20 protein-coding genes and 2 pseudogenes are annotated in these 24,503 nt (G+C 48.6%); 10 read left to right on the top strand and 12 right to left on the bottom strand.

Features of this window, described 5'->3' with window-relative positions; genetic code table 11:
• Positions 1 to 20: 20 nt before the first annotated feature.
• Entirely contained in the window at positions 21 to 1,013 is a 993-nt protein-coding gene (locus SAQUA_RS05685; protein ID WP_380674001.1) for a hypothetical protein, read from the top strand.
• A gap of 166 nt (positions 1,014 to 1,179) precedes the next feature.
• On the opposite strand, the gene SAQUA_RS05680 is transcribed toward SAQUA_RS05685, so the two are convergent.
• Positions 1,180 to 5,226, bottom strand: a complete 4,047-nt coding sequence (locus SAQUA_RS05680; RefSeq protein ID WP_380674002.1) for an autotransporter outer membrane beta-barrel domain-containing protein — start codon at positions 5,224 to 5,226, stop codon at positions 1,180 to 1,182.
• Between the two features lie 433 nt (positions 5,227 to 5,659).
• On the opposite strand from SAQUA_RS05680, the gene SAQUA_RS05675 reads away from it, so the two are divergent.
• The 9 genes from SAQUA_RS05675 (at position 5,660) to SAQUA_RS05635 (ending at position 15,024) form a co-directional block, all read left to right on the top strand.
• Positions 5,660 to 6,208, top strand: a complete 549-nt coding sequence (locus SAQUA_RS05675) for a GNAT family N-acetyltransferase (protein ID WP_380674003.1) — start codon at positions 5,660 to 5,662, stop codon at positions 6,206 to 6,208.
• Positions 6,209 to 7,311: 1,103 nt separating this feature from the next.
• On the top strand, positions 7,312 to 7,833 hold the full coding sequence (locus tag SAQUA_RS05670; RefSeq protein ID WP_380674004.1) for a fimbrial protein: 522 nt from the start codon (positions 7,312 to 7,314) through the stop codon (positions 7,831 to 7,833).
• A gap of 71 nt (positions 7,834 to 7,904) precedes the next feature.
• Positions 7,905 to 8,630 carry a molecular chaperone gene (locus SAQUA_RS05665; RefSeq protein ID WP_380674005.1) on the top strand — a complete coding sequence of 242 codons (726 nt, stop codon included), beginning with the start codon at positions 7,905 to 7,907 and terminating at the stop codon, positions 8,628 to 8,630.
• Positions 8,614 to 9,171 carry a fimbrial protein gene (locus tag SAQUA_RS05660; RefSeq protein WP_380674006.1) on the top strand — a complete coding sequence of 186 codons (558 nt, stop codon included), beginning with the start codon at positions 8,614 to 8,616 and terminating at the stop codon, positions 9,169 to 9,171. The genes SAQUA_RS05665 and SAQUA_RS05660 overlap by 17 nt, the downstream gene beginning before the upstream one ends.
• Positions 9,164 to 9,766, top strand: coding sequence for a fimbrial protein (locus tag SAQUA_RS05655; protein WP_380674007.1), 603 nt, complete (start codon positions 9,164 to 9,166; stop codon positions 9,764 to 9,766). Before SAQUA_RS05660 ends, SAQUA_RS05655 begins: the two co-directional genes overlap by 8 nt.
• Before the next feature lie 9 nt (positions 9,767 to 9,775).
• A complete protein-coding gene (locus tag SAQUA_RS05650) occupies positions 9,776 to 10,519 on the top strand; it encodes a molecular chaperone (RefSeq protein WP_380674008.1) in 744 nt (247 codons plus the stop codon).
• The gene (locus SAQUA_RS05645) at positions 10,516 to 11,247 is read left to right on the top strand and encodes a molecular chaperone (protein WP_380674009.1); all 732 of its coding nucleotides are present in this window, start codon (positions 10,516 to 10,518) and stop codon (positions 11,245 to 11,247) included. The genes SAQUA_RS05650 and SAQUA_RS05645 overlap by 4 nt, the downstream gene beginning before the upstream one ends.
• A 30-nt stretch (positions 11,248 to 11,277) precedes the next feature.
• Complete coding sequence (locus SAQUA_RS05640) at positions 11,278 to 13,905, top strand: fimbria/pilus outer membrane usher protein (protein WP_380674010.1); 2,628 nt, start codon at positions 11,278 to 11,280, stop codon at positions 13,903 to 13,905.
• A gap of 9 nt (positions 13,906 to 13,914) precedes the next feature.
• A complete protein-coding gene (locus SAQUA_RS05635; protein ID WP_380674011.1) occupies positions 13,915 to 15,024 on the top strand; it encodes a hypothetical protein in 1,110 nt (369 codons plus the stop codon).
• Positions 15,025 to 15,768: 744 nt separating this feature from the next.
• Here the strand turns inward: SAQUA_RS05635 and SAQUA_RS05630 are convergent.
• The 11 genes and pseudogenes from SAQUA_RS05630 to SAQUA_RS05580 form a co-directional block, all read right to left on the bottom strand.
• Positions 15,769 to 16,182 (bottom strand): type II toxin-antitoxin system HicB family antitoxin, encoded by a 414-nt coding sequence (locus SAQUA_RS05630; RefSeq protein WP_380674012.1) that lies wholly within the window; start codon positions 16,180 to 16,182, stop codon positions 15,769 to 15,771.
• A 55-nt stretch (positions 16,183 to 16,237) separates the two neighbouring features.
• Positions 16,238 to 16,420 (bottom strand): type II toxin-antitoxin system HicA family toxin, encoded by a 183-nt coding sequence (locus SAQUA_RS05625; RefSeq protein ID WP_380674013.1) that lies wholly within the window; start codon positions 16,418 to 16,420, stop codon positions 16,238 to 16,240.
• A gap of 502 nt (positions 16,421 to 16,922) precedes the next feature.
• Positions 16,923 to 17,045: pseudogene (locus SAQUA_RS05620) on the bottom strand (type II toxin-antitoxin system prevent-host-death family antitoxin); the annotation flags it as partial.
• Positions 17,046 to 17,093: 48 nt separating this feature from the next.
• Complete coding sequence (nadS, locus tag SAQUA_RS05615) at positions 17,094 to 17,378, bottom strand: NadS family protein (RefSeq protein WP_380674014.1); 285 nt, start codon at positions 17,376 to 17,378, stop codon at positions 17,094 to 17,096.
• 19 nt (positions 17,379 to 17,397) lie between these two features.
• Positions 17,398 to 17,529: pseudogene (locus SAQUA_RS05610) on the bottom strand (addiction module toxin RelE); the annotation flags it as partial.
• Between the two features lie 648 nt (positions 17,530 to 18,177).
• Positions 18,178 to 19,893 (bottom strand): DUF2326 domain-containing protein, encoded by a 1,716-nt coding sequence (locus tag SAQUA_RS05605; RefSeq protein WP_380674015.1) that lies wholly within the window; start codon positions 19,891 to 19,893, stop codon positions 18,178 to 18,180.
• A complete protein-coding gene (locus SAQUA_RS05600) occupies positions 19,877 to 20,119 on the bottom strand; it encodes an ABC-three component system middle component 6 (protein WP_380674016.1) in 243 nt (80 codons plus the stop codon). The genes SAQUA_RS05605 and SAQUA_RS05600 overlap by 17 nt, the downstream gene beginning before the upstream one ends.
• Positions 20,113 to 21,075, bottom strand: a complete 963-nt coding sequence (locus SAQUA_RS05595; protein WP_380674017.1) for an SMEK domain-containing protein — start codon at positions 21,073 to 21,075, stop codon at positions 20,113 to 20,115. Before SAQUA_RS05595 ends, SAQUA_RS05600 begins: the two co-directional genes overlap by 7 nt.
• A gap of 508 nt (positions 21,076 to 21,583) precedes the next feature.
• Positions 21,584 to 22,231, bottom strand: a complete 648-nt coding sequence (locus tag SAQUA_RS05590; RefSeq protein ID WP_380674018.1) for a hypothetical protein — start codon at positions 22,229 to 22,231, stop codon at positions 21,584 to 21,586.
• 338 nt (positions 22,232 to 22,569) lie between these two features.
• Complete coding sequence (locus SAQUA_RS05585) at positions 22,570 to 24,336, bottom strand: primase-like DNA-binding domain-containing protein (protein ID WP_380674019.1); 1,767 nt, start codon at positions 24,334 to 24,336, stop codon at positions 22,570 to 22,572.
• Positions 24,333 to 24,494 carry a hypothetical protein gene (locus SAQUA_RS05580; protein ID WP_380674020.1) on the bottom strand — a complete coding sequence of 54 codons (162 nt, stop codon included), beginning with the start codon at positions 24,492 to 24,494 and terminating at the stop codon, positions 24,333 to 24,335. The genes SAQUA_RS05585 and SAQUA_RS05580 overlap by 4 nt, the downstream gene beginning before the upstream one ends.
• Positions 24,495 to 24,503: the final 9 nt, after the last annotated feature.

The following is a 24,503-nucleotide window of genomic DNA, read 5'->3' as shown; positions in this document are numbered from 1 at the left end:
CGAATCTGCAAGAGAACATTATGAAACGTATTCAGGCTGTTTTTACATTACTGCTTGTGAGCACCAGTTCGGTCTATGGGGCTGCGGTCGAAATTGCAAGTGTGACCGGCAAAGTGGCCTCTGGCATCAGTAACTGTTCGATAACGAAAACCGGTAGCGATAGCTGGAAAGTCGCCCTATCCCTCAACTGGCTTGCGATAGCAGGTACACCTCCGGTCGCCAGCTTTGAGCAACGTACTGGGCGAGGGTTTCTGATCTTCCAATACGACAGCAACGGCAAAGCCATCAAGGCCTATTTCCCCGCAGCGGATATCACCATGAATGGCTATACCCCGACAGGTTATAACGAGGGTAACTTTAGCAGTGTTAACGGTTATCTGACCTATGGGTTCAGTAATTCCGCAGGATGGAATAACTACGAACCCCATTCGGCTAGCGTGGTGGCCAATATCAAACATGCTGACGTAGCTATCGTGGCGATGATCCCTGCAAATGTTTATAAGTACGGCATGGTTTACGATCAGGCTGGAGCGGTATATTTTGCTGCCGCACAGGCAACATCCGCTTGCCAATTGATGGACAACCCCAATGCCCCACCGGTTATGGTGAATCTTACAATGAATGCACCTGACTGGAATCTGGGAGAAATAGCCACCGGGAAACAAAAGAAAGTGCTGACCAATACAGCCGATCGTCTGTGCATCAGCTACCTCTCTACCGAAAGTAGCGGTAAAGATTTTATCGTTAATGCCACTAACGCTAACGGGATCGTCAATAATCGCTTTGTTCTCAAACATAGCCTGAATGCCACCAGCGTACTGCCCTATACCCTGACGCTGGATAATATGGGCAAACAGATCCTGTTACCAAACATCAACAATTCCACCATCAGATTTGATGGCAGCGGCAACCAAACCTGCTTTACCCCCACGTTTGATCTGTATGGGAGTGACGATCAGGAATTGGGCGACTATACCGATGTCATCACCTATGAGATCGTGACTAAGAGTTAAACTCTTTTTTCTTCAATACTCAGAAAATAGCGCGCGAAAACCTATAGCGTGTAGGCTTACCAAACTATTAAAATTGGCCCGTACCCCCTCTACGGCCAAGCTTTATCGACACTAAAAAATAACGCCCCGGCTTATTAATATAAGCCGGGGCGTTAATCACCTATATTTAAAAGCTGTATTTAACCCCTAACATCACTGCCGTGTCACTGTAACCTTTGTTACCTATCTGCTGACCAACATCGCCCCACAGACTCAGCTGTTTGTTGATTTGGCCATCAGCGCCGACTTTCAACTCCGCAATATTCGCGGTACCGTCTTGCTTGATAGTAACGCCGTCCATATTGGTACCAAAGTCCTTGGTATTGTGGATCCAGTTAACCTCAACAAACGGCTTGAAGAGCAGCTCTTTGCCTTTATCCTGGCCCCGGTAAGCATTCATAAAGGCTTTCACCCCCAGAAGCGTTTGGATATTGCGATTACCTTCTCCGGATACCTGAGTGCCATTGGCTTCTCTATGATCGTCAGCTTTCACCCCCATCCAAATAACCTGCGCTTTAGGCTGGATAAAGTACGTGGCATTCATCGCCGCACTTTCACCCACTTTAAAGCTATAGCCGCTCTCCACGGAGGCAGTAACCCCTTTGGATTTGTACTCTTCGGTATTCAAGTCCTGGCCATCAACCGTGTTGTTGAACCAGCTATATTGCAACCAACTGTCCACATACAAGCCAGACTTATCCGCCTCATTGGCATACCAGGTCCCGTATACACCTGTGCTGTAACCATCCACTGACGCGCGGGCACTGTAGTTGGTACTGCCTGATTCGGTTCTACTTTTACTGTTGGCATAACCGGCCATGATACCGAGGTGCAGGCGGTCAAGATCGGTAAAGCTCCACTGTGCAATATCCCCGCCTATTTGCAGTACATAGCGATTAGCCTGGGTATGCAATTGGTCATGGTTATCTCTTGAGCGGTTATGCCCCCCTTCGTTTCGCAGCCACAGGGTGGTCAATTTTTTCTCACCGGTCATGGCGTCAATATATTCTGTTTCCCCCAACCGATCATGCAAACGGGTGACAAACATGTTGTTCGCCGCTGACAGGTTCGCGGCGTAACCGCTGGCCTCCGGGCGCTGTATTGGAGCATTAGACTCAGTCTTGCTGGTCAGATACCAATTCCCTTGATTATCAGCCGCGGTGCCACGCCCCAGCGTATAATCGTAAGCTCCGGCAACAATACGCCCGGTCTGCACAAACTCCCCGTCAGACTGCCCACCAACCGCCACGACTTCGATGCCATTCAGTGTTTGAGCACCGCTACCGCCTGCGTTAGCGATCTGCACGCGCGTAGTACCCGCAGTCGTATTGCCATTGACAATCAGTTTATCAGTGAGGGAAGTATCGTCACCCAGACTGGTATTCAACACCAGCAGACCATTATTCCCTTGATAATCCCCCTCTACTGTCAGAGTTTTAAAATCTGACGCAGTCGGTACAGCAAAGGTGACCGTACCACTGTTGGACAGGTTATTGACCAGCGAATTGGCTGTCAGATCCCAGTAACTCGTGGTATCGATAGTTACGTTCGTTGGGTCGATCCACCCGGTTAGACCCGCACCATTGCGTAAGGTCAGTTGAGTACCACTCTGACCGATGATGTTGCCGGTCAGTTGTGCGCCGCCAGTCGAACCATCCAGGATCAAGCCGCCCCCCTGCAGTTCGGTATTACCTACCCACGCGGTGTTCCCACTCAAAGTCAGGTTACCCGCACCGCTTTTGATGAACGTTCCGTCACCGGTAATGTTACCCGCGTAAAGGCTATCGTCAGCGGCACTGGCATTGATAGCGGTCAGAGAAGCCCCCTTCAACTGGATTTCTCCCCCACTGCCGGCAAGACGGTTGAACTGTTGGTTGTAACCATTCAGGTCGAGCACGCCGCCATTGACGATAACGCCGCTGCTCGGCGCAATGCTGTCTGCAACATTGAATTGCAGTACCCCATCATTCACCGTGGTCGACCCGGCATAGCTATTTTGTGCTGACAACAGCAAACGCCCGGCACCCAGTTTGACCAGACTCTGCCCATCCCAACCGCTGTCAAAACCACCGACAGGAACAGCCTGGTTAGCTAACGCGATATCAATGTCAAACGCTGTTCCCTCGTTAAGCGTGAAGTTTCCTGTTCCTGCTGCCTGCCCCCCTTCTTGCCAGGCCAGACGGAAACCCAACTCATAATCCAAATCCCCATTCACAGCATGACCATCATGCAGCAGGTAATCGAGACCGGTTGAATCCAGTGGATTATTGTCGAAATCACCGCTGATACCCCCGGTTGTTCGCAGGAGAATGTAGCCTAGACTAATCGCACTGCTGGCCGTCGTAGGCTGATCGCGTTCGGCAAAACCGTTAACGATCAAGGTACCATCAAGCTGTGCGGTCGCCGCTGTGATATCGGGTGAAGCCCCTAACGTTGCGTTCAAGGTCGAACCTGCGGCTTGGGTGAACACACCGCCGACATTAATAATCGAACTACTCAAACCAATCGATGTTGTGGCACCGGCTTGAGTGGTGTAATCACCAGTAGTGATCAGACCGTCCCCCACCTGATTCAATCTCAGCGTTCCCGCCTGAACCTCAACGCTCTCCTGCCGTGCCGTGCCACCGGTCAAGGTCAGCACACCCGCGCCCTGTTTGAACAATTGCCCTACACCGCTGAGGATGCTGTCATAAGTACTATCATCACTACGGTTGAAAGTGAGTGTGCCATTATTGACGACATCCCCCGCTATGGTTCCACTGGTACCGTTGTTGCCAACCTGCAACGTGGCACCGGACGCAATGGTAGTACCGCCACCTGCGCCACTATTTGCAAGTGCACCAGTAATGGTCAGAATACCGTTCAGTATATTCGTCGCGGCAATTGTGGTGCCCGTTGTGGCGATGTTTCCCCCCAACGTCCAATTGGTACCGGACATGGTCAGGCTATTAAAACCGGTAATATTACTGCCGACGCTACTGGCCCCTTGTAACTCAAGGGTGTTACCCGTCCCCGTACTGGTGGCACTGCCGTTAAGTATTGAGCCCGTGCCCAAAATCAGCGCGTTGTTATTGCCGGTTATTGAAACAGCCGTGCCAGCGGTGCCACCGATGGTGCCAGTGTTATTTATAGTAGTAGCATTTTTCTGGACCAATAGGCCCGTTGCCCCAGTAATAGTACCGGAGTTGGTAAGCGTAGCGCCCTGGCTTGCTGCGGTATAAACCAGACCCGCACCGCCCGTTGCGGCCAAACCGGTTATGGTGCCATTATTGACGAAATTATTAATGCTACCACTGTTATAAATACCTGAGATTGCGCCCGTTATAGTGCCTATGCTGGCGAGCGTTCCCGTAATGGTACCTGTGTTATATATCCCGTAGAGGCTGCCCGTAGTTGTTCCGCTACTTATCAAACCTGTGTTGGTAAGATTCCCATTGATCAGACCACCATTGATAATGCCGTCAATACCACCAGTGAGGTTACCCTCGTTGGTGATATTGCCATTGAGAGTAGAAGTCGTTCCATTAAAGTTAATACCATAGTGCACACCGCTGATGTTGCCGGTGCTGGTATTGAGGATTTCGCCAGTGACAATGCTGCCACTAGCAAACCGAATGCCGGAGGAATCGCCAAATGGAGTATTGGCAGTTTGTATTAATCCGTTGTTATAGATAGCAATACCGGCGAAAAGTCCGCTGAGGCTGGCATTAATAAAAGAAGCAGAGCTTTGACCAGCTTCAATCGCGTGGCCCTGCGCTAAAATCGAACCGGTATTGACAATGCCCCCATTTAGGGTAGTACCACGATCAACTTCTATCCCACGTGCAGTACTCGTAGAAGCGATGGTACCGGCGTTACTGACTCCTCCAGCAGAACTGTTATTAACGTTTATCTCTACGCCATTCAAATTCGGTGCGTTAATAACCCCTGTGGTAGTGACCTCAAGACTTTCACCTGCGGCCAATGAACATTTAATAGTTTCCGCACTATTAATCACCGTTGCCGCCCCGGCATTGCCACAGGCGGCCCAGACTTGAGGCGAAAGCCCCAGAAAACATAGCGAAAGAGCTACCGAGATACGGCTTTGGCGAAATATCTTAACGCCATAATAAGATTTCCTGCTAGAGAGCGTGGCTAAATAGCGGTGAAAAAGCGTTAAATAGACAGCTGACACTAGTTTATTCTTATCGCCAACCAACGATCGTGATTCGGGACCATGTTTAACCTGTAACAGGTCCTTACTCTTGGAATTCCCCATTGACTTACCTCAGTATTTTATTCGAGCTTTAAATGTGGTCATTAAAATCATAGACCAGACTCAGAGAATAAGTGGGGAATCATTGATAAAGTTGTTTATTAAAATTTTTACTTTAAAATCAGCCACTTAATTTCATGTAAATCTGAATAACGCACACCATTCAACTTAACTTCAGCAGCAGGCCGACACCGTAGACCGCAAAAAATCCGCATCAATATACTAGCACTACCCCCATACTTAACCATATAATTACCAACCTGGAATATTCCTAATTATTTTTTGTAATTTGCATTTTGATTTACCAAAAAAACAACCCACTATAAATCCATCAATAAAAAGGAGTTTAATAATGAGTAATATATACGAAGAACTTAAAATATATGCAACAGCAAATTTCATCATACGCCTTATTTCAGAAGATGATGCGAAAAGTCTATTGAAATGCTATTCGGATATAAACTCCCGGCCACTTTTCAATTCTGATATGTGCATCGGTAACTTTAATTTCAATACAGCCGAAGAAATAAAAAGTGCAATAATAGCCTGGCTCGGCTGCTATGAGCGTGAGGAGTTCATAAGGTTTTCTATTGTGGATAAAAAAACAAACCTTGCAGTAGGTACGATAGAAATGTTTGCAATGGTTGATGCAGATAAGGTTAGCACCGGGGTTTTGAGATTAGACATTTCATCAGAATATGAAAATGAAATATCTCTAACCGAAATTATCACCTTGTGCACCGAAGAGTTTTTTGATGCTTTTAGCGTTGAGAAAATGGTTACCAAAGCCATTCCATTAGCTAAAAAACGCATAGCCTCGCTCTCAGCGCTTGGATTTAAAGCGTGTAACTTCAGAGGCAATGAAAGTTACTACTCACTGGCTAAAAAGACAACCCGCTGAAACTGGAGATCGTGTCTGTGTGCCAGTTGCCTCTGCCGGTGAACATCGGCTTCACCGACAGCCCAGATATTGCACATGAATATTAACGTTGAGGACAATTCAGATCTTGGACCTAGCGGCTTTTGAAGTTGCTTTAGTTCAATTATTTCCTGAAATGAAACAAATAATTTCAATTAAAGAAACAATTCACCTCGAGATTTTATTCTTTATCTTTAATTTTATCCACTTTAAAATAAAAATAAAATAGACATAAAATCCGGATTTTTCAAATAAAAAGAACAAACAACCAAATGACAATCATTGTCAATTCATTAAAATTTTAATCAACCTTATTAAATTATCACTATATACTCCAGTTAAATTTAGCACATCAGGAGGATTATTAACTTGAATCCACCCAAACAGATAACTCGCATTGTGCACCGATGAGTTTTCGCCAAAACTATTAGGCTGTGTCCCTTAATTGCACGCGAGCGCCGCTGGCGGTCATTTGCGCACAGGGCAAGGCGTGAGCCGCGAGGTTTGGTGGACCAAATAAGCGGCGAACAACGCAGCAATGCGCGCAAATGGCCCCAGCCCGAAGGGTCGCGCCCCAAAAGCCCGTTCGAAGTAAAGTCGGGCTCGAACAGAGGGCCACTCTGCCCTTCACCCTCCGCCTTGATAACGGGCTTTTGGGTCTGCGACGGCACCACGAGCAATTAAGGGACACAGCCTAGATCTCCACACAAAGACCGAGGAAGTATATTACTTACGATTAACAACCATAGAGAAAGCCCTATGGATTTAATTTTTATTAAAAAACATCCACCACTAGATAACAAAAAATTAAAAAACCACTTATAAAACGCATCTCTCACACGAGCAATAAGATAACAACACACTTTTACTCGCCACTTTCGCAGGAAGGAAAACTAACAGAACCACATTAAATGCCACTCTCATTTTAAACTGCCTATCCATAGGCCAATTCCAGCCATTGATTTACATCAATGACTGATTCATCTGCCCGCGCAGTGGCAGCGTAGGTAGCATGACTTAACTGATGTGCACTAAATAATGCACATCAATCCTGCCATGATTTATTAATTAAAAGGAATCATTCGATGTCATTTAAAAAATGCCTCGTTTCCACCCTGTTGTTAGCCGGTGTAACAGGTATCAGCCTCAATGCCAGCGCTGCGCCTTCTGCCGAAGTGACTCTCCAGGGGATCATCACCAGTACCACCTGTGACGTTACCGTCAACGGCGGTAAATCGACCCTCAATGTTGGCGAATTTAAATCCAGCGATTTCACCACGGCCAATACTCAGGTTGGCAGCGTGCCTCTTAAGGTGACCCTGAGCAACTGCGCCGCCGACGAAACTGGCAACCTGATAATTCAGGGGGTGACCTCCACCGCCAATAACGACAAGAACCTGTTTGTCAACGCGGATGCCGATACCGTGGGCTTTATGATCAAAAACGCGGGCAACGGGCAGGTCGCAGCTAATGCCAATAACCCTGTAGTTGGTGCGCTGGACTCCCCAACCGACTACTTGTTCTCAGTCGGCATGGGCTCCACCGCCACATCCCCGGCAGCAGGTGCCTATAGCGCGCCGATCGTTGTCGCCTATATCGTCAACTGATAGCCGTTTTCACCCACGAGCGAAGAGCACGTCTTTTCGCTCTTTTACACCCGGGCAAATAAGGAGTCACGGTGAGTCCAAAACAACAACGTTTAGGGTGTGCGGCCATGTTGTTACTGGTTGCCGCACCGGCGATAGCCGGCATTTCTGCCGATGCCACCCGTATTATCTTTCAGGCCAGTGATGTCCCCCGGGGCAAAAGCATCGGGCTGACCAGCAGCGCCACCTCTCTTTCTCCTTATCTGGTCAAAACTCAGGTGACCCGAGATATGCGGGGGCAACCCGCACAGGTGCCGTTTGTCACTACACCGTCCCTGTTTCGCCTTGAGCCCGGCACCACCAACCAGATCCGGCTAATGAAAACCCCTGACGACCTGCCAAGGGACCGCGAGTCGCTGTTTTATTTCCGGGCCGTGGCCATGCCTGCCGGGCCCGCCGATGCACTATCGTCACGCCCAGCCGTCAGCGGCGCGCTGCAGGTGGCTACTGCCACAGTTATCAAACTGTTCTACCGCCCAGAAGGGCTTGCAATGCAGCAACCAGAGGCCATGGGCAAACTGCTGTTTTCTGCCGATAAACAGGGGCTAAAAGTCACCAACCCGACCCCCTATTACATCACTCTACACAGCCTGCGCGTCGGTAATACCCCGGTGAAACTTCGCGTGGATGATAACAGCAGCATGATTGCGCCCTATGCCAGCACCGGGTACCACCATGCGCCTCGTGCCGGGGCGGTCGAGTGGACTGCCATCAACGACTACGGTGGCACGGAGGTGTTCCATGGCTCGGTGCAGTAATGCCCATTACGGCGCACTGCTGCTCTGCCTGTTGCCCGCAGTGCCCCCCCTGGCAGCCAATACCACTGCCGTAGAGTTCCGCGCCCAAATCAGTGACGGCAGTTGTGAACTGATGCTTTCAGAGACGGCCTTGTCCTATGGCGTACACCGTGTCAGCGACCTACAGGCCGCCAGCACGGCCAGCCTCCTGCCGCTCACGGCAGGTATTCAGTGCAGTGGGGCTACCACACCGACACTGAGCATCAGCGGCAACACCTACACCACGGCGTCGGTTCCCCAGCAGGCGCTTTTCCGTGATGCGGACTCTGTCGCCAGCGGTGTGGGGTTTATGGTGCGCAGGGATAACGGCGGTATCACTGCCGGAAACTTCTATAACCCCAGCGCGGCTCTGGTTAACGGGGTACCGGTCACGCTACCGGCCGTTACCGAGGGAAGCGTGCATAAAGAACCTCTACTGCTGGGGCTGGTACGAGCAGGCAATGAACCAGTGACCCCCGGCATAGTCAAAGCCACGCTAACGTTCAAGGTGACCTATGAATAACCTGACACCACGAGAGCAAGATAAATACAACCAACGCCTGTTTGCTACGCCAGCGCTGCTGACCATTGCTCTGTTTCTGTGGAGCTCACTCTGTACGGCGGGGAAGTCGTCCATACCGCTTAATTTTAGCGCCACCGTTGTGGCAGGCACCTGTGACATCAGCGTTAGCCCGACGACCATTGACTGGGGCACCGTGTCATCGTCAGACATCAAACAGGCCGGGGAAAGTGGGTTAGAGCCCCGCGATCTGGCGGTGAGTTATGCCAGTTGCGCCGGTTACGGTATCCAACCCAAGCTTAAAGTGATCGGGACAACCCTGTCTGCCGGCATCCCGCTGTTTACCCGAACCAGCGGCAACACGGATGAAAGTGCCCTAGGGTACGGAGTGCGTCTGGTAAACAAGTCATCACCACAGACGGCTCTGGGAGATGGCGATATGGTCAACGTGGGTACTCCAGAAACATTGTTGAGCGAGCTTAACGGCACCCAAACACCGTTTCAGGCCAGCCTGTCCTGCGGCAACGGTTGCAGTAACTCAACGCTGCATGGCGGCACGCTCAATGCCACCGTCACCTTCCAGTTTTTCTACGAGTAAGGACAGCCAATGAGAACCAGTTCTTTCCGCATGTCACTACTGGTGTGCAGCCTGCTGGGCAGTATCACACACACCGTGCAGGCAGACCGGCGGGGGCTCAGCCTCAGCCAAACACGGGTGGTATTTAATGCCGATGCGCCGAGCGTTACGGTAAACCTACGCAACCACAGCGACACTCCCTGGCTAACACGGGCACAGGTACTGGCTACACCCGATGGATCCTTGGCGGCCCCCTTTATGGTCACCCCCCCGCTGTTCCGGCTGGAGCCGAACAGCCAGAGTTCGGTACGTATTCTGCGTCGGGGCACCGAGGCATTGCCCATTGACCGTGAATCGGTGTTTTACCTTAGCTTTCTCGCCATTCCGTCATCGCGCAAGCTGGAGGCTGAAGCCTCTTCGACGGTATCTGCCCAGGTAACGGTTGGGGTCGATACGGTCATCAAACTGTTTTACCGCCCGGCCGGGTTGGCGCTGACGCCTCAGACGGCACCAGAGAAGCTGACAGTACAACGTCAGGATAACGGGGTGAAGGTCAGCAATCCCACCCCCTATTACCAGACCTTGACCAGCTTCAGCCTGGATGGCAAACCGGTAGCGGTACGTGAGACCGGCAGCATGATTGCCCCTTTTAGCTCCCGTATCTATTCCTTCAACGGCCATCCCCGGCAAGCCACGTGGTCGGTGCTCAATGACTACGGCGGAACCAGTCCACTTTACCAGACGACGGTGAGTTCAGGGGAGGTTCCAGAATGAACAAACTATTTGGCGTAGTGAGTTTGTGGTGGTTGTGCATGGCAATAATGCCTGTTGGCGCGCAAGCGGCACAGCAAAAACCGGGGCTGACGCTGCAGACCACCCGGGTGATTTACCCGGCGTCGGCCACTGGCGGCATCACTTTCAGCATTACCAACAATACCGATACGCCCTACCTGATACAGTCTCGGGTCCGCGACTGGGGAACCCATGTCGAGAGCTCAGTCGATACTCCAGCCCCTTTTGTCGCCCTGCCACCGTTACAGCGTCTAGACCCCGGCGACAAACTGACGTTACGCATCAGACTGATGAATACCTATTTACGGCAAGACCGGGAGTCGGTGTTTACCCTGGCTCTCAAAGCTATTCCGGCCCAGCCCGAGAAGAAGATGGGCGGTGGTGAGAAGCTGGTAGTAGCTACCCAGAACCAGCTCAAGCTGTTCTATCGCCCGAGCGAGTTACCTGCCTATGGGGCAGATGAAATGGCTACGCGGCTGCGTTTTCATCGTCAAGGTCATCAGTTGCTCGTCGACAACCCCACGCCGTTTTGGGCCACTCTAGGTGTCCTGACGCTCGGAGGAAAGCCGATCAACACCGCACTAATGGTGCCACCGTACGGTCGTCAAACCTATCCGCTGGAGGCGAACACTACCGTTAGGGAACTGGCCTGGCAACTGGTGAATGACCACGGCGCGCTGACACCCCGTCAATCGCTGACATTGCCCTGACCGTTAATACCGTGAACTGAGATAACAACAATGACCCTACATCCCTTTGTCTGCTCCCGCCGGTGCGAGCGGGGGCAGACCGTTTACAGCCGATTTTCGCTGCGTGCCCTGACGCTGGGCGTCTTGTTCGCCAGTTACCCAGCCCTGGCACGGGACTATTTTGACCCTGGTTTTCTCGGCGTAATCGGGGACACGACGCCGGTCGATCTGTCTAGCTTCAGTGAGCCAGGCGCCATGGAAGAAGGCCATTATCCGGTGGCGGTGCTCATTAACCAGAATGATGCGGGCCTGTTTACACTCGAGTTCAAGAAAAATACCTTGGGAAAAATAGTGCCCCAGTTGACGCCCACCCTGCTGGAAAAACTCGGAGTGAATATCGCCCAGATCCCCGGTTTGAAAAACCTGCCCGTCGACCAACCGGTAGATGACCTGCCCACCCTCATCCCGCAGGCCAATACCACCCTGAACCTGGCACAGTTACGGCTGAACATCAGTATCCCTCAGGTGGCGATGAAACCGGGGCTGATCAATGCCGTCGATCCCGCCCTGTGGGATGAGGGTATCAGTGCGCTGCTGGCCAACTACACCCTCAGTGCCGGGCGCAGTAGCAACCGGAGCAACAGCATCACCAGCCATAACAACAACCTGTTTGCCCTGCTGCGTGCCGGAGCCAATGCCGGGGCCTGGCGGTTTCGCAGTACAGTGACCCATGCCCGTACACAGACCAGCAGTTATGTCAATCAGCCCAGCGCCAGCACCCAGAGTACGCGCTTCTCCAACACCTACCTGGCACGCGACCTGCGCAACCTGCGTTCGACGCTGCTGGTGGGGGAAAGTAATACCGGCAGCGACGTATTTGATAGCGTGCCGTTCCGTGGGATTAAACTCAATGCCAACGAGCAGATGTTACCTTCGCAGTTGCGCGGTTATGCTCCGGTTATCGACGGGGTAGCCAACAGCAATGCCCGGATCACGGTACGACAGAATGGCAATGTGGTGTACGAAACCTGGGTTGCCCCAGGGCCATTTCGTATCAACGATATCCAACAAGCCGGCTTATCCGGGGATTACGACGTCACTGTGACCGAAGCCAACGGTGATACCCGCAATTTCATTGTGCCCTACTCGTCGTTGCCGGTAATGCTGCGCCCCGGCGGGTGGAAGTATGAGCTGACCGCCGGGCGTTATGACGGCAACCTGACCCAAGGCTCACGTCGGTCAACCTTCGCGCTGGGAACCCTGATTTACGGCCTGCCGCAGAGCTTTACCCTATACGGCGGCGGCGTGATGGCGGAAGACTACCAGGCGCTGAGTGTCGGCAGCGGTGTCTCGCTGGGGAATATCGGTGCGTTCTCGGCCGACGTCACCACCTCAGCGGCCAAATTTGAGGAGAATAAGAAAACCGGGCAGTCGTATCGCGTGCGCTACGCCAAGAGCCTGACATCCACCGGCACTTCAGTTGACCTGACGGCGCTGCGTTATTCCACCCGCCACTACTACAGCTTCAGCGAGTTCAACAGCCAAGGTTATCGTCTAGAAGATGGGGTCAGCCCATGGCTGCAACAACGGCGGCGCAGCAGTTTTCAAACTCAGCTCAGCCAGCAGTTGGGAACCTGGGGCAGCCTGAACTTTCGCGCCTCACGGGACTATTACTGGGGCAACGAACGCAGCCTGACCGGGCTGTCTCTCGGCTACAGCAACAGCTACCGCGCTATCAGCTATGGGGTGAACTACAGCATCGACCGGATGAAGAACAGTGACGGCAACTGGCCGGAAAACCGCCAACTGTCGCTGAATGTCAGCGTGCCATTCAGCGTGTTCGGCTATTCCCCGACGTTGCAGTCGATGTATGCAACAACGTCAATGAGCCGGGATAATACTGGGCGAGTCATCAGCCAGACCGGAGTTAGCGGCAGTACGCTGAACAACACGCTCTCCTACAGTGCCTCGCAAAGCCTGGGTAATCAAGGTCAAGCGGCCAACAGCAATCTGAATGCGGGCTGGCAGGGCAGCAAAGGCAGCGTGAGCGCCGGTTACAGCTATAGCAGTGCTGCACATTCGATCAACCTGAACGCCAGCGGCGGGGTGCTGGTACACCGCCATGGAGTGACCTTCGCCCGCTCGATGGGGGAGTCGGTAGCACTGGTAAACGCTCCGGGGGCGGCAGGCATGAGCGTCAGCGGTGGAACGGCAGTGACAGATGCACGAGGCTATGCGGTGGTGCCTTACCTAACGGCATACGGCAAGAACAGCGTGGGGCTGGACCCCTCGACGCTGCCGGAAGGTATAGATATCACGCAGTCGAATGTCAATGTCTACCCCACACTGGGTGCGGTGGTGAGGGCGGAGTTTGCCACCCGGGTGGGGTATCAGGTGCTGATGACACTCAAACGAGGGGCGGGCGTGGTGCCTTTCGGGGCTACGGCCTCGCTGGCCGGTCTGCCCAACGGGGAAGAGAGCGGCAGCATCGTGGGGGATGCAGGCCAGGTGTATCTGAGCGGATTGCCGGAGAGCGGCACGTTGCAGGTGGGCTGGGGTGATGGACCAGACCGCCAGTGCCAGGTGCGCTTTGACCTCAAGGCAACTAAGACTACGGCGGAAAGACCAGTGCGTGAACTCACGGCGTACTGTGAATCAACCACAAACAACAAAGGATAAGAGGCTTGTATGAAAGACAAAGAATTACCCCTGCTGACAGGGAACAGGCTGCGCCCCACCCTGGGCCGGTTGATGGTGACTGGCATACTGTTGTGGGGATGCTGCATACCTGCGATGGCACTTACAGTGAGTGGCCCAGGGTTTACACCTCTGGGGGGGAGTAATCTCAGCAGTATCGCTATTGGGCAGGGCTCTTGGGAGTATTTTTCTCACGTCACTCCCAAAGGTTTTAATTTAATGATCTCTACTCACCCGGGTAACAGATTCACAGACTGCATGCCTGGAGATGTCCTGCCTAATATCCCGACCGCCGATGGAAACTATTACGGATGGGAACTTTCCCCCAGCGGTTCCGGGGTATATGGCGTTATCTATAACAGTTGGGCATCGGGCCGGTTATGGGCATCACTGGCTGGTAAGACAGCAATCTCCATTACAGCCACCTGGGAAGCCAATGGTAAAGCTTCCACTAACGGCACGAATAATATGGCACATTGCTATACTTCAATTCCCAGGGGCGAACGCTTTGCCGTTAAAGCTAATGAAATGAGCGTCGATGGATACTTGAACTACGGGGTCTATGTTGACCCGACTAATCCAAAAGCCGGTAATTACACGCTGGCTTTTTATATCAATTCATATCGGTCAGAGATTATCACCGTCACGCAAAATTTCGACGTTATTCTCACTGCCTGCACAGTCGAAACGCCAAACCAAATCAGATTTGGTAAGGTGGATTCGGGAGTGACCACCCCGGTTATATCTCAGGACGATGATGTAAAGATTAGCTGTAGCGGCCGGCCACCCACGGTCAACGTTTCGTATACTGCTCAGGCGGTCTCCGCTACCCAATCACAAACGGAACTGTTGATGAGCAATAACCAGAACCAGACACTGGGTACGGTACGGGGCTTTATCGGCACCAATGCTGACAGCGAAGCCGGGTGTAATGATACCGCCTCCTCCATCCATTTTGGTGCCCCTGCCAAGAGTCTGTTAACTGCCGCAACGAACAATCAGGCCCATACCATTCCATTAAAATGGGTGTTTTGCCCGGTCAATTCTGCTCCCCCCGGTGAGGGAACGGCCAATGCTACCATCGATATTATCTGGCAATAAGCAAAGTTCATTTTCCGGGCGGTGAAGGGAGTAGAACGCCACCCCACAAAGCCTGCAAACACGGCACTCACTGACTTTAAAAAAATAAAACTATACACATTCCTATACACATTTGTTTTTGCTTGGGCCAAATTTGCCTGTTTTACCTGCTCACTGTCGCTGCTGCTGGTGGGTGAGAATCACCTATCTTTGCTCAACCGATCCCGCCGTGCTTTTATGGTTCGATTACCTCACCTGGTTCTACCGGAATCAAAAGCGAACCGGGCCATTTAATTCAAGACGGGCATAATCGTTTATGAGAGCAAAAAAACCTCTACGAGCCAGGCAGGAAGCTGGCTCACTGCCGTTGATGTTGCTTTGTTTGGTGCGCATTCCGCCCATAGCAGTCAAGAATTTTGCTTTATACACCCGCCTTATGTGTCGCACATAAAAGCAGGTCGGAGGCTCGACACGTAAAGGCTTCAGTTCTGTTGGTAATGCTGATATAGGCCACCAAACAGCAATCCAAATAAAGCTAAACCAGGTCAAATTAAATTTTGACGCGATCAGCCACTTTAGAGGCCCGGAAATCCGTCCAATGCCTGGCAGTGAGTGGGTTAGCCGCTATCGATGCTGCCGTGCATAATGTCCATTCCGTCTATACCAGTCTAATATTTTGCGGCCCGGCCTGTTAACCACGCAAAGAAAAACCCCGGCATAAACCGGGGTATGGTGACACACAGGGGGAAAGGCGGAGGAAGGGAGTTAACCGGCCCTGTGTAACTCGTTGCGCGTCGCAGTGGCGATAAATCCGCTTCTGCTGCTGTATTCTGGATTGCCTTTTACCATTGTGTCGATCTGGTGTATCAGACGGTGCGGGAGAGTGATATTTATCCTCTCGGCCCTCCCGTCAAACTTATCCATATTCACCCGCACAAGCGCCCACTGGCCGCCAACATAGGCCGTTACATCCTCGGTGATGTGCTCCTGCATGGATCTAGGCGCAGGCACTTCCATGCCGTTCGCGGTCAGCGCTTCAAAATGGGCATCTATGGCGCTTTCGGCGTCTGCATAGGCTTCATCAATGGTGTTACCGGCAAAAATACAGCCGTCTACATCGGGAAACCACCCGCTTGCGCTGCCGTCTTTATCAATCTCTATAAAAGCTGGGTAATGCATATTTATCTCCCCGTGGTGTTCGTCGTAAAGGTGCGCCCCGAAGAACGCATCCTGATTACTTGATCCCTGCCTTTCTAAGAATCTGCCTCAGTGTGCCGGGCTTAATCTCTTTGGTGGGATGGGGTACTGTTACCAAGTTAGAGAAATCGGGATGCTTGAACGTGTGGTGACTGCCTTTAACCCTGTCCAATGTCCACCCCCTTTCCTCTAACATCCTTATCAGTTCCGAACTCTTCAAGCTTCCTCCGCCCCGTTAACTGATGTAAGTATAATACACACGCATATGGCATTCAGCAAGCATTGCATACTCACTATACTTACTTTTTAAATGTTCTCTGGATACTGTTTTGGAAAAAACGCCCCGCTATAGGGCTTGTCTTGCGGCTTAGAGCGCCGTAGCTCAAGGTCTGTGAGGGGCATTGTGTATAGCTCCGAAGAAGATTCGACGTCCTATACACATAGATGTATAGATTTTGGTAGATGCAGGTAGACCTTGAGATAACGAGATTTCGCCGGAAGGCTTGATTTTACTGGGTTGAGTAGGCTTTGGTAAACGTTAATATAAGTGTTTTTGGAGGTAAAGGGAGTAGAACAAATGGCCCATTATAATGTTTATATTGAATATTTTATTTTTAAAAATTCAACATACCCCCAAATGTTTTCGAGCCCCACGATTTCGTATTATTTTTAACCATTTAGAGATAGACGCTGGTAGAGTGTTAGCAACAGCGTATTCAAACTTATCTATCATTCAACGCTTCAATGGTACGCCCGTGACGCTGCATAAGGCTGTCGAACTCGGCATCAAGCCTTATCTTTTGGTACTCATCAAATTCAGCTTTACCGATCACGACAACGGCAGAGATTACGGATAGCACTGATTACGGGCCAAGAAACCAAGCCAGCTAAACTTAGTGTGCTGCCAGCGCCTTGAAAAACTCAGGATTAGCCTGGATGGTAGCCAAGACCTTGGCCGCGAGCCCGGTTGGATTACGCCGTTTAGCTTCCCAGCTTTTAATCGTGTCAATGCTGGTTCCCAGCGCCTTAGCCATTTCTTCTTGGGATACGTTGAGTTGCTCTCTAATCGCGCGTACATCGGCAATTTCATAACGGGTCACTTTTGCCGGAGCTTTGACACCATTCTTAATATAAACAGCCTCTTCCAGAGAGGTTTTAAGGTCGTCAAAAAAACTCATTTCACACCTCATCTTTTAGTCATTTCGTTAGCTTCTTCAACTCAGCCTTCTCTGCATCGGTCAGGCTATCTTTGGCACTTTTCGGATAAGCCAGGACAAGATAGATAATCTCTTGGGTAGCCAGGAAGTCAATCCCTCTGCCAGCACCATTCCAGTACAACCAATTCAAATAATCGATACATTTCGATACATGGCCACTTTACACTTTTACCCTTCAGGCTTTGAAAAACCTTAGCATTTCTATACATCAATCGGCTGTCCCTCCCGCCCATTAACAAAGACGAAAGCCAGTACTGGCGCGGGTTTCGAATAAGGTGTAAGGCCGGAAAATTAACAGTGCCAAGCATGGCGAAAAACTTGACACTTTATGCGCAAACCTATTGGGTTTTCTAACATCCGTACTTGACACTTTATGCGCAGAAAGCGGGGGATTCCGGTAGTGGGTATGTATAAAACTGTATATCCTATAGCGGTAAAAACTCGTCAAACACTTATCCCACAAGGGATAAAGCGTGGTTGACACTTTTCAGAGCAGGGGCGAGCAGAAAAGTGTCAACCTATGGGGTTTAGTTTTTGGTGCTCATTTGACGCTGCCCCTGTAGATTTGCGTTGCTTCTCTTCCTGTTTGTTCATGAATCATGAACAAACAGGAAGGTATGAACAAATGAAAGAAGAACAGCTCCTGTCTGATGCTGTAGAAAACCTACCAAAAGGCTTCCTATTGAGATACGATAAATATGAATTTTCAACAGTTGTGGTTATAAGTTGAATGTATTTACTAATGAATGCTAAGAACAGCTTATTTTTCTTGATAATGCCGAGACAAGAATCTGTTTTTCTTAGTCAAAGTTACTCTCTTATAAATATCAATATCGAGATTCAATAGACCTTTATCAATTTCACTGATTTTATCACTGTTTAGAGTCAATATATATTGAGCATCTTCTAAGCAGCTTGACTTTTCAGAAAGATAGTTCAAGCTTTTAATTAAAGTATCCGTATCAACATCAAAAATATTGTCATGAACAAGGATTTTAGGGTGCCTAACAAAAATATCATGTGTTAATAATAAAGCAATGTCATAAAAGAAAACTTTTTCTCTCTCATTACTGTGACTACCATCGTCAAATATTCTTAAATCAAAGTTGAAAACTTCTTTTTTATCATTTACTGATAAGTCAAATGAGCATTTCCTATTTTCCATTACATATTCATGTATAGAGAAAATGGTTTCTTGAAACTCTGTTATGACGTTTTTTTTATTTGAAACGGACAAGTCTAACTCTAATGTTTTAGCCGATTTCTCTGCTTTCTTGGCTTTTATTTTAGACTCATAATCATCGTATTTTTTTATGAAAGTTGAAAGTTGAGATAGTTCCTCTAACTTTTTTTCATAAGCTATAAATAATATTTTTATGTTGCGAAGTTGTCCAGATTGCTTGAGTATTGCTGTTTTAGAGTGTAGGTTTGTTAATAGTACTGAAATGGATTCATCTAAGGAGTATATTTCTTGTGTTAGGGTTTCCTTTCTAGAATCAATAAGGTTTTTTTGGAATTCGTCAATTTTACGCTTGAATCTGATAACTTCACTAAGTTCTTTACCAATATTATCACCAAGGCTGGGCTTTAGTTTGTTATAAAGTTCAATAACTTCTTTGTCATCGATATAATTATCACCAGACAATAAATTTATTTTATTAACTTCCGATTTAATTATTGCTCTTTTGTCACGGAGTATATCTAACTGTTCTTCATACGAAGATACCTCATCTCTAATCATATCAAAAGTTTTGTCTCCCTCCAACATGTCCATTTCTTGTTTTATTTTTTTTACTTGAAAATCAAGATCATTTATTTCAGCTCTTGCATTGGCGAGCTTTTTACCTGTAATAGATTCTATATCATCTTTGATTTTATTTTTTGCTGTAGACAATTCCTGGATGACTTGTTGAGCTTTTTTAATTTCTCTATATAACTTTATGCTTATACCAAATAAATATAAGTGAGGTGCATAATCAGTTGGTATCTTTAATTTTGTATCATAGCAGTCTACAATAGATTTAAACTCGGATCGTTCATCCCTTATTAATAACCCAAGCATCGATCTGAATGATGGGTGAACGCTAACTCCATCATTTTTAAATAATAATAAAGAAAGGAATTTCGTTGCATCTTCGATCGAAGAAAAGATCTTTCTAATGCCATCAACATAAATGGTAGGTGTGTTTTCTTCATTGATGCTTCTTTTGGTTACAATATGTTTATCATCAATGTGAAAATCTAAGCAAACCTCAATGTCATGAGAAAAATCTTTTGCTGGAATTTTAGCTAATCGACTGCGCTTGAACTCTTTCATTAACGCGAAATTTATAAATTCAACTAAAAGTGTTTTACCAACACCATTAGTTTTATTTGATGTTTCATCTCGCTCGCCTAAAATTATATTTATGCCAGGCTTGAATTCGATCGATTCAAACGCAAATGGTTCACTATATAGTTTATTCAGTCTTATCATTTTTCAAAGCCAAGTAAGGTTCGTTAAATTCAATCAAGTCTAGAGCATATAGAAATATCATACCATAGTATATAGATCTTACTCCAATCAATTTTTTACCTCTCAATTCTTTAGCTAATGAAAATATACTGATAACTTTTTTTTCACTTAACAGTTTCAATATTTCAGCTCCAACAATCGGTGCTGACTTCTCAATGTTTTCATCTTTTGAAAATAAATTTAACATATTGATGATACCTTGTTGGGGAAAACGTTACATCTGACCATGTTATCAATCAAATAGTATTGTATGGCCGAGTCATCATAATCTATTCCATCAGCTATAAGCTTTTCAGCATAATACTCAGTCATTTTATTTAAAGCCTTTACAGGGTCCCCCTCACACTCATCTAAGTTTGCGTCACTGAATCTTTTCAAATAAGCGGAAATTTTATTTATATTTAACGTTCCAGCATCACTTTGAGAGCTTATTTCCGCTAATATCCCTGCATATGTGCTAATCAAGGATACATATATCCCCATTAGATAGTCTGCATAATCAGAAAATCTTTTATTGATTTTTTTTTGTGGATCTGGCTCATCTAAAAAACCATTTCCAATCATCGGGTGATCCTCGATGCTCAATATCTTTATCATTCCTAAAATAGTGTTTACTTCTTTGGGTATGCCCGCCTTATTATTTTTTTCAGGAATTTGGAACTCTAAATAATCATGAATTTTTTTTATTTTATCAATCATAAGAGCATTGATAGCTTTAATTATATCAGTATAATCCCATATATCATCCTTAATTGAGATCGTGAAGTTACTTCCATAAGTTTTTGCGTGATATTTTTTCTTTTTAGTTAGCATTAAAACCACAAGCCTATCAATCTTGTTTATATTATCTGTTGATATAAAACCATCAATAGTATGTTTTATTTTTTTAAAATCAGACGTTGATGTAACCTGGATTGCAAATCTATTATCGAAATCTATTAAATCTATCGCTTTCGCGTTAGCTTTTATTGTATTGGCATTAACTAGTGAAAGATCGAAAACTAAATTAAGCAACTCACAGAAGAAAAACTCAGCATGGATATTTATATCAGTAAGGTTCAATGATGTCTGTAACTCAACTTTATGAGCCAAAACAGCTAATTTATTTGTGATTTTTTCCATGTAAATTTGTCTTTGAAGCATAAGACTAAACTCCTGTAAGGATATGCTAAGTTTCAATGGTGATCATCATAGATGATTTCCCTAGTACTTTACCACATGAAGAACTCATCGAATTCACTTAAGGCAATTGGCCGAGCTCTTGGTACGCGCAATACTATCCCCGCTTCGCCTGCAAGCTGCATGTCTCGCCTTTTATGCAGTTGTATGCTCGCGCCAGCCTTGGGGTGAGATAGGTTATCCAAAATATTTTAGGTCTCTTGTAGGCGGTAAGTATCGGAGTACCAGGAGTATATCGAACTCAGTATCAACAGCTGCTGAAATATTGGTGCGGACCGGTAGTGATGTACAAACAATCATAACCCCTCTCATATAATGTAAATTATGCAATTAGGTGGACACATGATGTCCGGCAAGTTTGCCACTCTGATACGAAAAAACCGGTACATTCAGGTACAAGGCCACTTTACACTTTTGAGCAAAATACCTTTGGAAGATAAGGTTGATGCCTTAAGGATCGGAATGCAGATGTTTACGGTTCTTCATCATCGCTAATCCCGGCACGCTCATCATAGATGGCCTTAACATCATAAACAAAAGGTTCAGCTAGAGCGGCAAGCCCCGCTTTCGTAACATTATCCAGATCGCCCAATTGCTTTTTGGTGATCAACCACCGGAAAAATGTCAGGGTTTCCAGTTCATAAAATGGGGAATCAAAACGGCATGCTATATAATCCTGTTCAGCATCATAGAACTCAAGCCCAGTAACATATTCTTCGTTCCCATCAGCTGCAATCAGTCTCAATTCCAGTCCAAGCGCTTCCGAGGCGTCATGGATGCGCATCTGCAATTCCGCGTACGTTTCCGCTGGTGGGTATAAATCATCAAGTATCAGCACCATTTCCGCTGCTTTTTCGGCGGTTGCTTTAAATGGGGTATACAGCGCATCATCCTCAGACTCATCAGTGATAACGCTTGCCCTGGGTGAGATAATTATTTTCCTTTCCATGTCGATATCATCATACATTGCACGTTTCTCACCGCCTTGGCGCTGCCGTTCAGTGGCCTCAACGTCAATTTTTGTACCGGACATTACAATGTCGCCTTTAGCTATCCAATCGTAGACCGTCTGGCGGCTGACGCCACGGTGTTTGGCATAGGCCGCTTTGCTCATCAGCATTGTGTTTTCCTTCTGCTTGTTCAAGAAATCGGTTCGTGTTTGGCTGTGGCTACAGAGGGTTACCCCCCTGCAAAACTTTTAGTCCCTTTAACTGTTCACGGTGTTCACATTGGCCTGTAACCCTCGCCAAACCTGACTTTGCTAGGTGAACACCACTGTTCACAACTCGTCACGACTGTTCACTTTTTTGGTGATGAGTATGAATAGTTGTGAACAGTGGGTGAACAGTTAAAAGGGAACTATTCACTACGTTATTTATTGATAAATAATGGAATTATTTAAAAGTGAACAGTCGTGAACAGTTTTAGCCAAAAACTATTTTTAAGGGGTATCTCGTTTTACGTCGCGGTTGGCACTAAGGGCGTGGCGGGAAGCCAATCTTCCGCACTCTCGGCTAGGTCCATGTTGTATCGCCAGCCGGTGTTGGTTTTGGCGCGTTTGTACTCTGCCCCGTATTCCGCCATCACCTTGGGGAAATCCTTGCCGAACCGTGTCAGGGTTAACGGACGTTCAAAGCCGTGCGCTTCCATGTAAGACAGGTAAGCGTGATACAGGTAGGTTCGTGGCGCTCTCGGTACGATGTTTTTATTGCCCATCATCATTCCCACGGCCTCCGCCAGCGTTACGATGTGCCGACAAAAGCCGTAGAGCGGATCGGAATTACATTTGACAGTCATTGCCTCGAGTGAATTCCGCTGCGCCATCAGCAGGGATTTTGCCTTGTTCTGGTCGGCAAAGGTCGCCAGCAGTCGGCGGATAATCACAGGCAATTCACGGGCGATTTTTTGCGGCAGGTCCGGATCCTTGTCTGGCTCCTGAACCGGAATATCAAACGGGAAAATAACCCGCCGCCGTGCTACTCCGCCGTTACGCTCGGTAAAGGTCATGGGTTCGTTATTGGTGGCCAGTACCACGGCATGAAGAACGGTCGTGAACTGCTTTTCGTACTTTCCGTCGATCTCCACCGGGTCGCCGCCCGTTATCGCCTTGATGCCCGTTCCCTCGCCGCTGTATTTGGGTTGGTCAGGCAGAATAATCAGGCTCTTGCCGACGAATTGCGCCCGACCCCTTGCCTCATCCAGAGCCTTCATATTGCCGCTTGAGGTGTTGTGTTCGCCAGCCAGTAAAGCGGCTATCGCCGTGAAGACGCTTTTCCCGCTGCCCCCTTCGCCTGTCACTTCAATAAACATCTGCCAGTCGTAGCGCTTGGCCAGCACCATAAACAGCGCCGCACAGATACGCTGCATCTTGAGTGCGTCACGCCCGGCGGCATGGCTTAACCACTGGTGAAAATGGGGAGCGTTATCCCGCAGATTTTCTCCGGGGGTGGAGGACGTAAACAGAATGTTGTTGTGGTTCATCAGCCAATTGTCTGGACTGTGCGGGGAGAATGCTCCGCTAGCCAGATCATAAACCCCATTGGCGAACCCAATCAGTCCGGGCTGTTGCAGGCCAACCACGGGGATTTCCAGCTTCATGGCTTCAACGGCATTGTTAACCCCATTGGTGCTGTAGTTAACGTCATTTTCCCGGTAAATGGCCGCCATTTCGCGCCGCAATTCGCTGTCCGGCACTTTTTGCCAGATTGCGCCGTTGTAGGTAAACACGCATTCACTTTCAGGATGGACGGCTATTTGCCCATAGCGTTCTGCCAACAGCCGCCCACGCTGGCTTGCCGCCATATGAGCCAGATCACCGCCAATAACTTGTTTGGGTTGAATCGCCACCGCCTCGCCGCGTTTGGCTTCGTCCCTGAGCCGCCTTAGCTGACCTGTCCAGTTTTCTAACAGGTCATAGGCTTCGGAATGAAAAAACGCTTCAGTGACGCCAGCCAGCGCCAGTTTTGTGGCAATGGCCGTTATGTCCGATTGGCTTAACTCGCCTGCACGGTACACGCGCACACACCGCCGCCCTTCATCCACAATGTACAACCGACCGAGTTCGGCCAGTTGCTTTTTATCCAACACCACGGGCGGTACCGTATCTTTGGCCGGATTACCCGCCTGCCAGTGTTCCGCGTGGCTCCAGGCATCCGCACCGGCAAAAATAACCGCTTCGGTATACGGATCTTTCGGGATTTTTTTCACATTGGGAGCCCATTTCATTTTGGGTGAACTCCCTCTTTTTTGGCGAAGTTGAACACGTTCAGGAAGCGGAAAGTTGATGCTTCCCCACGCAGTCCACAACAGGGGGTTATCTCCGCCTCTGCCGTTTTTAGGGTGAGTTTGGCTCCCGGCGTATGGCCGGTTAGTTTTTTATTCATGGCTTATCT

Source organism: Serratia aquatilis (assembly GCF_044865145.1).
Taxonomy (GTDB): Bacteria; Pseudomonadota; Gammaproteobacteria; order Enterobacterales; family Enterobacteriaceae; genus Chania; species Chania aquatilis.
This window is presented reverse-complemented; position numbering and strand designations above follow the sequence as displayed.

Excerpts from the sequence above, each read along its gene's own strand:
- SAQUA_RS05685 (WP_380674001.1), top strand. The coding sequence starts at position 21 with ATGAAACGTATTCAGGCTGTTTTTACATTACTGCTTGTGAGCACCAGT.
- SAQUA_RS05675 (WP_380674003.1), top strand. The coding sequence starts at position 5,660 with ATGAGTAATATATACGAAGAACTTAAAATATATGCAACAGCAAATTTC.
- SAQUA_RS05670 (WP_380674004.1), top strand. The coding sequence starts at position 7,312 with ATGTCATTTAAAAAATGCCTCGTTTCCACCCTGTTGTTAGCCGGTGTA.
- SAQUA_RS05660 (WP_380674006.1), top strand. The coding sequence starts at position 8,614 with ATGGCTCGGTGCAGTAATGCCCATTACGGCGCACTGCTGCTCTGCCTG.
- SAQUA_RS05655 (WP_380674007.1), top strand. The coding sequence starts at position 9,164 with ATGAATAACCTGACACCACGAGAGCAAGATAAATACAACCAACGCCTG.
- SAQUA_RS05650 (WP_380674008.1), top strand. The coding sequence starts at position 9,776 with ATGAGAACCAGTTCTTTCCGCATGTCACTACTGGTGTGCAGCCTGCTG.
- SAQUA_RS05645 (WP_380674009.1), top strand. The coding sequence starts at position 10,516 with ATGAACAAACTATTTGGCGTAGTGAGTTTGTGGTGGTTGTGCATGGCA.
- SAQUA_RS05640 (WP_380674010.1), top strand. The coding sequence starts at position 11,278 with ATGACCCTACATCCCTTTGTCTGCTCCCGCCGGTGCGAGCGGGGGCAG.
- SAQUA_RS05635 (WP_380674011.1), top strand. The coding sequence starts at position 13,915 with ATGAAAGACAAAGAATTACCCCTGCTGACAGGGAACAGGCTGCGCCCC.
- SAQUA_RS05630 (WP_380674012.1), bottom strand. The coding sequence starts at position 16,182 with ATGCATTACCCAGCTTTTATAGAGATTGATAAAGACGGCAGCGCAAGC.
- nadS (WP_380674014.1), bottom strand. The coding sequence starts at position 17,378 with ATGAGTTTTTTTGACGACCTTAAAACCTCTCTGGAAGAGGCTGTTTAT.
- SAQUA_RS05605 (WP_380674015.1), bottom strand. The coding sequence starts at position 19,893 with ATGATAAGACTGAATAAACTATATAGTGAACCATTTGCGTTTGAATCG.
- SAQUA_RS05600 (WP_380674016.1), bottom strand. The coding sequence starts at position 20,119 with ATGTTAAATTTATTTTCAAAAGATGAAAACATTGAGAAGTCAGCACCG.
- SAQUA_RS05595 (WP_380674017.1), bottom strand. The coding sequence starts at position 21,075 with ATGCTTCAAAGACAAATTTACATGGAAAAAATCACAAATAAATTAGCT.
- SAQUA_RS05590 (WP_380674018.1), bottom strand. The coding sequence starts at position 22,231 with ATGCTGATGAGCAAAGCGGCCTATGCCAAACACCGTGGCGTCAGCCGC.
- SAQUA_RS05585 (WP_380674019.1), bottom strand. The coding sequence starts at position 24,336 with ATGAAATGGGCTCCCAATGTGAAAAAAATCCCGAAAGATCCGTATACC.
- SAQUA_RS05580 (WP_380674020.1), bottom strand. The coding sequence starts at position 24,494 with ATGAATAAAAAACTAACCGGCCATACGCCGGGAGCCAAACTCACCCTA.